Source organism: Acinetobacter sp. GRABPA_MV_2, from assembly GCF_056725885.1.
This window is the reverse complement of record NZ_JBWZNA010000024.1, coordinates 1-12,551: the sequence shown is the minus strand read 5'-3', so window position 1 is coordinate 12,551 and position 12,551 is coordinate 1. Positions and strand designations below refer to the sequence as shown.

The 12,551-nt window shown below is 35.8% G+C and carries 11 protein-coding genes and 1 pseudogene; 5 read left to right on the top strand and 7 right to left on the bottom strand.

What is annotated here, in order from left to right; genetic code table 11:
* The first annotated feature begins 388 nt into the window (after positions 1–388).
* On the top strand, positions 389–1,681 hold the full coding sequence (locus tag ACXM0J_RS16620; RefSeq protein ID WP_479750666.1) for a lytic murein transglycosylase: 1,293 nt from the start codon (positions 389–391) through the stop codon (positions 1,679–1,681).
* 62 nt (positions 1,682–1,743) lie between these two features.
* Here the strand turns inward: ACXM0J_RS16620 and ACXM0J_RS16615 are convergent, their stop codons facing one another.
* From ACXM0J_RS16615 to ACXM0J_RS16590, 6 genes and pseudogenes are all read right to left on the bottom strand, one after another.
* Positions 1,744–2,118, bottom strand: coding sequence for a hypothetical protein (locus ACXM0J_RS16615; RefSeq protein WP_014207668.1), 375 nt, complete (start codon positions 2,116–2,118; stop codon positions 1,744–1,746).
* A gap of 101 nt (positions 2,119–2,219) precedes the next feature.
* A pseudogene (locus ACXM0J_RS16610) lies at positions 2,220–3,229 on the bottom strand (M57 family metalloprotease).
* 94 nt (positions 3,230–3,323) lie between these two features.
* Positions 3,324–4,229: a matrixin family metalloprotease gene (locus ACXM0J_RS16605; protein ID WP_139841472.1), complete on the bottom strand. Its 906-nt coding sequence runs from the start codon at positions 4,227–4,229 to the stop codon at positions 3,324–3,326.
* Positions 4,230–4,559: 330 nt separating this feature from the next.
* Positions 4,560–6,500: a molecular chaperone DnaK gene (dnaK, locus tag ACXM0J_RS16600; RefSeq protein ID WP_002115449.1), complete on the bottom strand. Its 1,941-nt coding sequence runs from the start codon at positions 6,498–6,500 to the stop codon at positions 4,560–4,562.
* 118 nt (positions 6,501–6,618) lie between these two features.
* Positions 6,619–7,173 (bottom strand): nucleotide exchange factor GrpE, encoded by a 555-nt coding sequence (gene grpE, locus ACXM0J_RS16595; RefSeq protein ID WP_086265134.1) that lies wholly within the window; start codon positions 7,171–7,173, stop codon positions 6,619–6,621.
* Positions 7,174–7,335: 162 nt separating this feature from the next.
* Positions 7,336–8,229, bottom strand: coding sequence for a LysR family transcriptional regulator (locus ACXM0J_RS16590; RefSeq protein ID WP_032038284.1), 894 nt, complete (start codon positions 8,227–8,229; stop codon positions 7,336–7,338).
* A gap of 106 nt (positions 8,230–8,335) precedes the next feature.
* Between ACXM0J_RS16590 and ACXM0J_RS16585 the strand changes: the two genes are divergently transcribed.
* Complete coding sequence (locus ACXM0J_RS16585; protein ID WP_086265133.1) at positions 8,336–9,202, top strand: MBL fold metallo-hydrolase; 867 nt, start codon at positions 8,336–8,338, stop codon at positions 9,200–9,202.
* A gap of 391 nt (positions 9,203–9,593) precedes the next feature.
* Complete coding sequence (locus tag ACXM0J_RS16580) at positions 9,594–9,824, top strand: hypothetical protein (protein WP_000733015.1); 231 nt, start codon at positions 9,594–9,596, stop codon at positions 9,822–9,824.
* A 165-nt stretch (positions 9,825–9,989) separates the two neighbouring features.
* Here ACXM0J_RS16580 and ACXM0J_RS16575 read toward each other — a convergent pair whose 3' ends face one another.
* Positions 9,990–10,337 carry a hypothetical protein gene (locus tag ACXM0J_RS16575; RefSeq protein ID WP_086265132.1) on the bottom strand — a complete coding sequence of 116 codons (348 nt, stop codon included), beginning with the start codon at positions 10,335–10,337 and terminating at the stop codon, positions 9,990–9,992.
* 211 nt (positions 10,338–10,548) lie between these two features.
* Here ACXM0J_RS16575 and ACXM0J_RS16570 point away from each other — a divergent pair, with 211 nt between their 5' ends.
* Positions 10,549–11,619 (top strand): alpha/beta hydrolase, encoded by a 1,071-nt coding sequence (locus ACXM0J_RS16570; RefSeq protein WP_213034412.1) that lies wholly within the window; start codon positions 10,549–10,551, stop codon positions 11,617–11,619.
* A 157-nt stretch (positions 11,620–11,776) separates the two neighbouring features.
* Complete coding sequence (locus ACXM0J_RS16565; protein ID WP_213034411.1) at positions 11,777–12,334, top strand: peptidylprolyl isomerase; 558 nt, start codon at positions 11,777–11,779, stop codon at positions 12,332–12,334.
* The last annotated feature ends 217 nt before the right edge of the window (positions 12,335–12,551 follow it).

Below are 12,551 nucleotides of genomic sequence, written 5' to 3'. Positions count from 1 at the left end.
CTGATCTTTAAATTTAAAAAATACGGATTTCTGTGGTGATTGGCTCCAACCTATAATAAATAATAAGGTGATATAGAATAGGATTAAGAAATAGAAGTGTTTTTGCTCTGTTGTGGATAAAGTTATCCACAATAAAGGAGGGCTTGTAGTTTAAATTTAAAGAATTACTTTTGAATTTAAACTTGAGTATTGGTTTTGAATTTAAAACTAATAATTTGGATCTAGAGAATTTAAAATTCAAAAATAAAGTAGAAATTTGAATTTAAAACATGGGAAATGAATTTAAAGTAGAGATTATGAATTCAAATTTACGTTTTCTCTCTGAAATTTTGGACTCATAATGGTATGGTACTTACAAATTTAAATTTAAAAATCGAACTAGGATAATATGCGACGTTTTTCTTGTATTGTTGGCTCTGTATTTTTGGCGATGACTCAGGCTCAAGCAGAGCTCGTAATTAATGGTTCTACAATATCTAGCAGTGCTACTGTTCCAGTAGTGACGAGCGAAGATTATACGCCTAATAATAATTTCCAAAGCTGTTTGGCAAATTTACGTTCTCAAGCAATTGTTGCTGGAGTATCGGGTACAACTTATGACCGTTATACTCAAAACTTGACCCCAGATTATTCAGTTATTGATAAATTAAACTATCAACCTGAATTCTCGACACCAATTTGGGATTATCTTTCTGGTCTAGTTGATGAAGAGCGCGTTGAGCTTGGTAAACAAAAACTGGCGCAACATCGAGATGTTTTAAACCGTGCTTCTCAAACCTATGGTGTGCCGCCGGAAACAATTGTAGCAGTGTGGGGGGGTGAAAGTAATTTTGGTGATATTTCTGGAAAATATCCTTTATTACAAGCACTCGGGACTTTAAGTTGTGAAGGGCGTCGACAAAGTTATTTCCGCACTGAGTTTTTTGCCACTATGCGTATTTTACAACGTGGTGACTTAACCGAAGATCAATTGAAAGGTTCATGGGCTGGGGCATTTGGCCATACTCAATTTATGCCATCTACTTATGAACGTTTAGCTGTTGATTTTGATGGAGATGGTCGCCGCGATTTAGTGTCGAGTACAGCTGATGCACTGGCTTCAACTGCCAATTTCTTAAATAAAGCAGGTTGGCAAACAGGAATGCCGTGGGGCTTTGAAGTCAAAGTTCCCCAAGGTATGTCAATTGATGGAGAAGGGCGACGTTCAAAGAAAGCTTTAAGTAGCTGGAGTGCACGAGGGGTAACCCGAATTGATGGTTCACCACTTGTTCAAGGAGCTTTATCTGGCAGTACTTCAGCTGGTTTAATGGCGCCTGCAGGTGTAAATGGTCCAGTATTTTTAGTATTTAAGAATTTTGATGCTATCTACAGCTATAACGCTGCGGAAAGCTATGGACTTGCGATTGCACATCTATCTGATCGTTTAAAAGGTGCTGGTCCATTTGTTGCGTCTTGGCCAACCGATGATCCGGGAACTTCACGTGCAGAACGTCGTGAAATCCAACAGTTTTTGATTAATCGTGGTTATGATATAGGTGCAGTTGACGGCCTTATTGGAGATAAAACCCGCGTAGCTATTCGTCAAGAACAAACTCGTTTAGGTTTAAATCCAACGGGACGGGCAGGGCAACAAATTTTACGTGCATTCCGCCAAGAACAAGCTCAGAAAATGATGCAATAAACTGAAAATAATAAAAAGGTCTGCTCATGCAGACCTTTTTTATAGATACTTATATAAGATGATTACTCTAATTTAACTGCTTCCAAAATATCAAAAATAACTGACGTAACATCTTGGCTTAAATCACGATCATTAAAGATTTCATACGCAGTGATCGTGACATCAGTATCACTTGGTAATTGCTTTTGCTCTTCTTCAATTAAATGTTCAATCGGTAACAGAGTCTGTTTTACTTCAAGATGAAGAATATCTTTATATTCGATATTTTCATCCTCAAGCTCGATTTCATGCTCATTGAAAAAGGGAATTAGAATAGAATGGAGATATGGTTTAATTTCAATAATATCAAACAGTTCAATATCGCGAGTCTGTTCAATTGTGCTGATATGATCATTTACTTCAATCAGGATATGATAATAACTCATCTTGATCTCCATTCTATTTTCGTTAGCTCTTATGACCACAATAACATGACTTTGATACCAATTTCGATGTATCTACCTAGAAATAGATACATCATTTTATATCAAGCTCTTAATTATTGAGGTAAAGCACTTAATAGATCACGGTCAGCATCCGTAAGTCCAGTGATTTTTTTGTCACCATCTTTACGTACGGAGTACATCAATGCATTTGGTTGATCACTATGTTTTAAACCAAGTGCATGTCCTAACTCATGAGCAATCGTTAAACGTAAATCATCAATAGATTTAAACTCATAAATCACAATTTGTTTGCCGTTGTAGATACCTTTCTTAAAGACATCTGCTTGAGCATTTTGCTTAAATTGGTTCAATGAATTATTAAACTCATTATTAATCTGATTAAAATGAGTAACTTTGACATTTAAGTCTTTAGCTTGCTGATTATATGCAGCAATTTCTTTCTTTAAAGTAAAAGTTTGTTTTTGCAAATCTTTTTGAGTTTTAGCCAAAGATTTAGCGCTGTATTCAGGTGCTAATTTTCCTTGGTTAAGTTGCATCATTTGCTGGTCAAAATTTTTCAATTTTTCGTTCAAAATCTGCTTTTTACTTTCAAGGTTAGACTGAGTTTGACTTAAAGTTTGCTTCAATTGCTTAATTTGTTGCTGTTCATCAATTACACGTTGCTGTTCTTGTTGGAACTGAGCTGCGATTTTTTGACGCTGTTCAGAACGGCTTTGGCTCTTATCGTAAACTAAACGAATTTCTAACTTTGCATTTGGATCATAAGTAAAATAATCATGTCCAGTGCCTTGTTTCCAAATGTCCGCAGCTTGTTGACTAATTTGAATCAACTGGTCTTGGCTTAAACCAAAACGTGGATCAATATCAGCAATTTTATAAGTCAAATGTTGACCTGTTGTTTGCTGGATTTGAGTATGAGCTGGAGTTGCAAGATTAGCATTAGCCTGAAAATTAGAAAAAGCGAAGGCTACGCCTAATAACAAAGATGTTAAACGCATAATCGAAGGGGGAGATTTTAAAAAAAACGTATTATAAGAATATAAAATGAAAAATCAATCAAAAAACGTACGATTTGGATAAATAAATGAGACTTTAGTCTCATTATTTTTTACCAAATGCCAAATTATTTTTTAGAAAAAATTTAATATATTTGGTTTTATTTAGTTTTTTAATTATTTAACTTTAATGATTTTTACTTAATTGGACCTATAAATTGAGCCTAATAAATCTAAATCTGAATCTGTTAATTTAAAGTTATGAATATCTTGCTCTTTTAAATAGGGATACATTAAAGATTTTGGGTTGCTAGTATGTTTTAGACCTAAAGCATGCCCAAGTTCATGAGCAAGGGTCAAGCGTAAATCATTTAGAGAAGCATAGCCGTAAATCTGGATTTGGTTTTGACTGAATAATCCTTTATGGAAGGGTTGAATATTAGTTTTTTGCTCTAACTTGAATTGTGTTTTTAAGACACTTAAATCACTTTGCTCTCGATTTAGCTCTTTAATCTTTAAGTTAAGTACTTGAATTTTAAAATTTAGACTGTTGGATTCATTGCCTAAATTTTCTGATTTTTGCTCTAGTTGTTTTTGCCATTCTTTTAAATTATTGGCACTAGAGTAATGATGTTCTCCTTGATTAAAGCGTGTTACATCTTGTTGATATTGTTCAAACTCCGCTTTTAGACTGGCCTTTTTCTTGTTTAAATCACTTGATAGTTGAGCAACTTCTTGTTTATTTAGAATAATTTCTTCATTTTTAATACGCCATGCTTCCTGCTTTTGCAAAAGTGCATCCAAATTGTTTTGTTGTTCATCTTTAAATATTTGATGATCATCATAGATTAAGTTAATTGACAATTGAGCCTGTGAATCATAAATAAAATAGGTCTTTCCAGTTTCTTTTTGCCAGATTTCAGCAGCTTGCCGACTTACCTCAACTAGTTGTTCTTTAGTAAGTTGAAACCGCGGATCAATAAAAGCAATTCGGTATTTTAAAGGCTGATGAGATGAATGAATTGGCAGATTGCTTTGAGCAAAAAGTGTTGTTTGTAAGCCCATGCATAAGCATAAGCTCAATCCCCACCATAGAAATTTTTTCATGGCAAAATAAAAAATATAAATAAATCCTATTGTTAGCTACTTAATTTAATTCGTCAAAATGATAAAAATCTCAATAGATTGGGTGGCGTTTGTGATATTGATCGAGAAATTAAAAAAGATGTTCTCAGACTTGGCAATAATCAAATAATTAATGTAGTAAATAACAGTGGTTTTTTAACAAAAAAATATTATTTAAAATTAATTATTTAGTTTTTATCATTGATCTTTCTGACAGAAATATTTCAATAATAACATTAAAAATCTTATTGTTAATTTTTGTAACCAATAAAAAACCGCGCCTAAGCGCGGTTTTTTTATTAAAGAAACAAATTATTTTTTGTCATCTTTAACTTCAGTGAACTCAGCATCTACAACGCCATCATCTGCTTTTTGTTGACCCGCATCGCCACCTTGGAATGCATTTGGATCAAAGCCTTCAGCACCACCAGCTTGTTGCGCTTGTTCATAAGCACGTTGAGTGATAGGCATCAAGATGTTTTGTAAAGCTTCAGTTTTTGCTTTGATATCTTCTACATCATTTTCTTTTGTTGCTGCTTCAAGTTCAGAAACAGCAGTGCTTACAGCTGTTTTTTCATCTTCAGTAACTTTATCACCAAGATCTTTAACAGCTTTGTTCGAGCTTGAAATTAATGCATCAGCTTCGTTACGAGCTTTTGCAAGTTCTTCAAACTTACGATCTTCTTCAGCATTCGCTTCAGCATCTTTAATCATTGCTTCGATTTCAGCATCAGACAAACCTGAGTTCGCTTTAATCTGGATCGATTGCTCTTTACCAGTGCTCTTATCTTTAGCAGATACTTTCAAGATACCATCAGCATTGATGTCGAAAGATACTTCAATTTGTGGCACACCACGTGGAGCAGGTGGAATGTCGCCTAATTGGAAGTTACCCAACAATTTGTTTTGTTGAGCCATCTTACGTTCACCTTGGTAAACTGAAATGTCTACAGCAGGCTGGTTGTCAGCAGCAGTAGAGAACACTTGTGATTTCTTCGCAGGAATCGTCGTGTTTTTCTCAATGATTGGTGTTAATACACCACCCATTGTTTCAATACCTAAAGTTAATGGTGTTACGTCTAATAAAAGAACGTCAGTTTTGTCACCAGACAATACCGCGCCTTGAATCGCAGCACCGATAGCAACTGCTTCGTCAGGGTTCACGTCTTTACGTGGCTCTTTGCCAAAGAATTCTTGTACTTTTTGTTGTACAAGTGGCATACGAGACTGACCACCAACCAAGATCACGTCAGAGATGTCAGAAGTCGAAAGACCAGCATCTTTAAGTGCGATTTTACAAGGCTCAATTGTACGAGCAACTAAATCAGCAACTAAACCTTCAAGTTTCGCACGTGTTACATTGATCACTAAGTGTTTAGGACCAGTTGCATCAGCAGTGATGTATGGAAGGTTGATTTCGGTTGCATTTGATGAAGAAAGCTCGATTTTTGCTTTTTCAGCAGCTTCTTTCAAACGTTGTAACGCAAGTGGATCATTTTTCAAGTTCACACTTTGTTCTTTCTTAAATTCTTCAACCAAGAATTCAATTAATGCGTTATCAAAGTCTTCACCACCAAGGAAAGTATCACCGTTTGTTGATAACACTTCGATTTGTTGGTCGCCATCAAGGTCTGCGATTTCAATGATTGATACGTCAAAAGTACCACCACCTAAGTCGTAAACTGCAACTTTACGGTCGCCTTCTTTTTTGTCCATACCGAACGCAAGTGCAGCAGCAGTTGGTTCGTTAATGATACGTTTAACGTCTAAACCAGCGATTTTACCCGCATCTTTAGTTGCTTGACGTTGAGCATCGTTAAAGTAAGCAGGAACAGTAATAACTGCTTCAGTAACTGTTTCACCTAAATAATCTTCTGCAGTTTTCTTCATCTTTTTCAAGATTTCAGCAGAAACCTGTTGAGGCGCTAATTTTTTATCGTTTACTTCAACCCAAGCATCGCCATTGTCTGCTTTGATGATTTTATAAGGTACAAGACCGATATCTTTTTGTACCGCTTGATCTTCATAACGACGACCGATTAAACGCTTGATAGCGAATAATGTATTTTTCGGGTTAGTTACTGCCTGACGCTTAGCACTTTGACCTACTAAGATCTCGCCATCTTTATAAGCAATGATCGATGGAGTTGTACGTGCGCCTTCAGCGTTTTCGATTACTTTTACTTTATCGCCTTCAAGTACAGCAACGCATGAGTTGGTAGTACCTAAGTCAATACCAATAATTTTTGCCATGTGACGTTTTCCTCAAAAATTCTTTTGCAATGTTTTTGCTTGTTATCCGATATGAGAGTGAATCTATTTTTTTCAAGCGTTTTAGCGAAAAAAAATCTAAAAACTCTCAAAAAATTATTTATTGACCAACCATAACCATAGCAGGGCGCAATAAGCGACCATTTAATGTATAGCCCTTTTGTAAAACGCTACCGATTTCATTCGCTTTAGCATTTGGGTCAATACCTACAGCTTGATGTAAATCTGCATTGAAGCCATTATTTGTATCAGCTTCTACAACACCAAATTTTTCAAGTGTGGTTAACAGTGACTTCAAGGTCAGTTTAATACCTTCAAGTACTGGTGTTTCTTCATCACCAGCCGCTTGAATTGCACGCTCTAAATTATCAACAGAATCTAGTAATTCTTTTGCAAATTTTTCAAGCACAGTCTCTTTATGCTTGTCAGACTCACGTTGAATACGCTCTACACTTTTTTGTGCTTCGTAAACTGCATTCGCAGTACGTGCTTTTTCAAGTTTTAGGCTTTCTTCTAATTTGGTGATTTGTGCTTGTAAAGATTCAACGGTAACGTCGTTTGCTTGCTCTACACTTTCAGCCTGAGTTTGCTCATTAGATTGCTCTGCTTGCTCGTGTTGAATGTCTTGAGCTTGCTCATTTTGCTCATTAGCCATTGATGATCTCCGTTTAAATGGGTTTTTAAACATGTACAGTCCTTTTGGCATCAGCATTTACTGGGTAAAACCTGAACTGCCATGCATATGCTGTAATTCATTAATAGGGATGAAGTATGGGCATTGCCTAAAAATTCAAGCGTACACGGCAATTTAAAACTTTTAATTTTGCGGTTTTAAGTAAAAATCTAAATTTTCGATCATAAAAGCAATAAATTCCTGAGTTATTTTGGGTAAATGTTGTCTTGAAGCATATACCACCGACAAACTTAATTCAGGAGCTGAATAGTTTTTAAATAAAGGAACCAATCGTTTTTCTTTTAAATCTTTTTTAACTAATAAAGTCGGTAACATTGCCACACCTTGAGCATGTAAACACATGTCATAAACAGCATTTACATCATTACTTTTAAAGGTGACGTTCAAAGGATAGTTTTGAGGTTGCTGTTCAGTATCAAAAAGTGTCCAAAATTGATGTTGGCTATGGTGAGCTAAACATTCATGTTGAATAAGTTGTCTGGGATGGGAGAGGGGACTATGTTGCTTTAAATAATCAGGGTGAGCACAGAAAACGGACTCGATTTGACAAACAGGTCGTGCAATTAATCCATCTGCAACTTTTTGCGTTATACGTAAGGCTAAATCGACCTGAGCATCAATTAAGTCCATTGTATTTTCAGTAAGATATACATCAAATTGAATATGTGGATGTTGCTGTTTAAATTGGCGGATACATTCCCCAACCCCTAATTGAAATAAAAATAAACCACAAGTGAAGCGAATCGTACCGTTATGTTGTTCTGGTGCGGCTAACTCTTGTAAAAGTTGCTGTTGTTGTAAAATATTCTCACAGTAGAGTAGGGCTTTTTCACCTGCTGGAGTGAGAGATATTTTTCGGGTATTTCTTTGAAATAGTCGAGTTGAGAAGGTGTGCTCAAGGTGCTCAAGATAGCGAGAAACCATTGCACGGGAATAATTTAGATGTTCGGCAGCTTTGGTTAAATTGCCATGTTGAGCAATAGAAACAAAGACTTGTATGGCTTTTAATGTATCCATATGCTTTATCATTGTTACAATATATGCAACAGTTTATCTTAATTTAGTGCATTTACCTCACAAGAATTGCAATTTAAAGTATTTCTCATGAAATTGGAGATACATAATGAAATTTTTTAAATTAACTGCTTCAGCCCTAGCAACTGCGACTGCTTTAACAATGGCTTCCTCTGCTTTTGCGCAAGATTTGAAAATCCAAAGTTTTCTGGCGAAACCCGAACATTTCGGCGTGACTTCTACTTTAATTGAAGGCGATAAAGACGTTCTGTTGGTGAATGCACAATTCTCAAAATCTGAGGCATTACGTATTGCTGCTGATATTCTCGATAGCGGTAAAACACTAAAGACAATTTTCGTAAGTTATGGCGATCCGGACTATTACTTTGGCTTAGATGTATTTAAACAATACTTCCCAAGTGTACAAATCATCGCTACACCGGAAACTGTTAAACATATTCAAGATACTCAAGCGCTTAAAGTGAAGTATTGGGGCCCACAAATGGGTGCAAATGCGCCTAGCCAAATTATTGTGCCTCAAGCTTATACTGCTAAAACTTTAAAACTAGAGAATGAGTCGATCGAGATTAAAGGTAAAAAAGAACTTACTTATTTATGGATTCCTTCTTCGAAAGCTGTTGTAGGCGGTATCCCAGTATCTTCAGGTATTCATTTATGGATGGCAGATACACCAAAAGTTAAAGATCGTAATGAAGTGATTCAAGCTTTAGAAAGTATTAAATCACTCCAACCTCAAACAGTTGTTCCAGCTCATATGGTTGAGGGAGCTCCACAAGGTTTAGATGCGGTTAACTTTTCTATCGACTATCTCAAGAGCTATGAGAAAGCGGTTAAAGTAAGTAAAAATGCGAGTGAGCTAAGTCAGCTCATGCAGAAACAATATCCAACATTAAAGAGTGTGGATAGCCTAGAGCTAGGCGCAAAAGTTGTAAAAGGTGAGATGCAATGGCCGTAATTTAAATCGAAACACCATAAATTTTCAAAAAAGCCGTGGTTTATCCCCGGCTTTTTTTATGAAATAAGACATTTTCAAGTAAAAAGTCTCTGTAACATTCTACCCACCTTATATAGCGTTTCTATAAAGAGAAAATTTTTAACGAGAGTAAAAGGCTAAGATAAAAATTAGAAATTGATAAAATTAAACAAAAGCTTAAGTTACAGCTTCTATATAAAAGGTAGAGGTGCGGCTAAGGAAGAGGTTTTAATAAAAAATTGCACAATTTGTACTTCTATTACTACAAAAGACAACCAATGATACGCACGCCAGAAAAAAAAATTGTGAATTATAGGCAGCGCGAAGATGAACTTTGCATTTAAATGTTTGTCGTAATGAAAGGAAAGTGATTATGAAAAAATTAGGTCTTATCTCTGTAGTACTTGCTGGTGTTGCTTTTACAGCTGTTGGTTGTGCATCTGAAGCTGGTTTAAATGCATCAGGTTCAGCTCAAACTAGCGCTAGCCCATCTGGCGTACAAGCTGGTGTGGGTGTAGATGCTGGCGTTTCTGGTCAAGCTCAACCAGGTCAAGTTGATGCTGGTGCTTCTGGTTCTGTTTCAGGTTCTGCAACTGCTCAGTAATTCTTAGCGATAAGAACAGTTAAAAGGTTATAGAGTGCATATATTTAAGATGCCAATTTATATATGAAATGAGCTGCTACTCATTATTCTATAATCAAGAGAATGTGGATTTCTCAAAAAAGCCCCGAAAGACTTATCTTTTGGGGCTTTTATGTAGTCATAAATTTAATCATCATGACGATAATCTCGACGGTTATGGTCACGATCCTCTACTCGCTTTTTATCCCACTCGTGGTGTTTTTTATCCTCTTTATGGCGTCTTTTTTCCCATTCACGACGATTTTTGTCTTGTTCGCGAGCATCCTTACGTTGTTGTTCGTATATTCTTTTACGCTCTTCCCAACGTTTTCGTTCCCAATCACTATAGCGACGTCCATCATTGCGGTCATAGCGATCATCATCATGATCATGATAACCGTAACCACCGCGATAATAAGGATCATCTGTATAAGCTACACAGCCTACAGTTAAGAGACTGGTTGCTAATAAAGTAACAACTAGTTTTGCTGACATAGTAGTACCTCTTTTTATCTGTTAACAATAATTGGCAAAAAAGTCCTGTTTAAAACGACAGATTTGTTAATGACATTTGCTTTAAATCAGATTAGCGTAATTTGGTTTTTACCTTTGTATCTTGATTACATGAGTTGTATGCGAATATAGTCAAACAACAACAGAATTCTGTAGAAAATATGAAGGATAAGAGGAATTCATGGAGATAGGCATGACAGCATTTAATCAAAAAATTCAAACATTGCTAGATAAGGGCCAGGGGCCTGCTGCTCGAGCTCTTGATAAGTTACCTCGATTAGCTCAAGAGACACTTGCCAAAATCCTTGGATATACCTACCAATACCCAGATCTCGACTCATTTACTAAATGTATGATGGCCGTACAAATTAAACAGGGACGTATTGGTTTTATTGGTCCAGATCCTATTGAGTCTAGACGGCAGTTTGATACACAAATGCTGGCTATACGCCAGAAATCAACGGAAATTGATTCAGTAGAAGACATTCGTTTACCGCTCCAAAGTGGAACTGTTTTCGCAAGACACTATCATCCGTCACCGAATAAAAAATTCCCCCTTATTGTTTTCTATCACGGGGGAGGGTTTGTTGTAGGTGGTTTAGATACTCATGATGAGGTTTGTCGTATATTGGCAAAATATGCAAAAGTACAAGTTCTCAGTATTGATTATCCTCTTGCACCTGAAGTTTCACCTCAACATTTAATTCAATCATGTGAAGATGCCTTAGCTTGGGTATATCAAAATCGCAGACAACTAAAAATATTAAAAAATCGCATTGCTGTAGCAGGAGATAGTGCTGGCGGAAATATCAGTACGGTTGTCGCTCAACGATCAGTAAACAAACCTTATGTTCCACAAGCACAACTTCTTATTTATCCTACAGTAGATTTTAAAAGTCGACATCCTTCTTTCTATGCTTATAACGAAGGATTGGTTTTAACAGATAATGATATTAATTATGTCACTCAATATTATGCAACTCAGCATAATATAGAATTAGATGATCCAATTATTTCTCCAACCTATGGTAATTTGAAAAAGAACCCACCAGCTTTCGTGATTACGGCTGGTCATGACGTATTGCATGATGAAGCGAAAATTTATAGCTATAAGCTAAGACAAAATGGCGTCAAAATGCATTATGAAGAATATCCAGACCAAACCCATGGTTTTATAAATTTGACACCTATTTCTAAAAAGGCAAAAAGATATACTATCGAGATCAGTAAGAACTTCAGAAAGTTCTGGGATAAAAATAGTTAAACAAAAGCCTAGTCCATGTTTCACGTGGAACGTGGACTAATAGTCAAATCTAAAATATAAAGTGCTAAATAAAAGATAATAAATACTCACTAGAATTCTTTTATATAGATGATTAAATTTATTCTTTATTAAGTTTTGCATTTTATTGTAGGAAGATATGAAAAAATTATTAATGTTATGTTGTTTGGGTATGAGCAATCATTCAGTATGGGCTGACACTTTAGTTGAAATGCAAACAAATTTAGGCAATATTGAAATACAACTTTATGATGATAAAGCACCAAAGAGTGTGAAGAATTTTAAAGACTATATAAAGTCAGGCTTTTATAAAGATACGATATTTCACCGTGTAATTCCGGGCTTCATGGTGCAGGGTGGTGGCCTTACTGCAAATATGCAGGAAAAGACTACGCGAGCACCTATCAAAAATGAAGCTGGGAATGGAATTGCTAACACACGCGGAACGTTGGCGATGGCTCGTACTGCAAATCCTGACTCAGCAACTAGTCAGTTTTTCATTAACGTTGCAGATAATAATTTTTTAAATCGTTCTGCTGGTAATCCGGGTTACGCAGTTTTTGGAAAAGTAATTAAAGGAATGGATGTGGTTGACCGTATTGTTCAGGTCCCTACATCTAACTATGGCATGCATCAAAACGTACCAAAACAGTCTATAAAGATAGTAGATATAAAGTTTAAAACTTTTCAAAAATAAATTAACTATATAAATCATATATTTGTTTATTTTTGAGTTTTTTTTTGGCTGAAAAAGAATCGGTCAAACGTGCATATTTATAAAAGTGCTTGCGTACCAGTTTTTTTTCCCTATAATGCACTCATCCCGACGCGATACACGAGAATATCTTAGCTTACAGGGTTAGGATGAAAGCTTGGTATTGCGTTGAATTCTGTCTCTGACGAAGAGCAGAAAA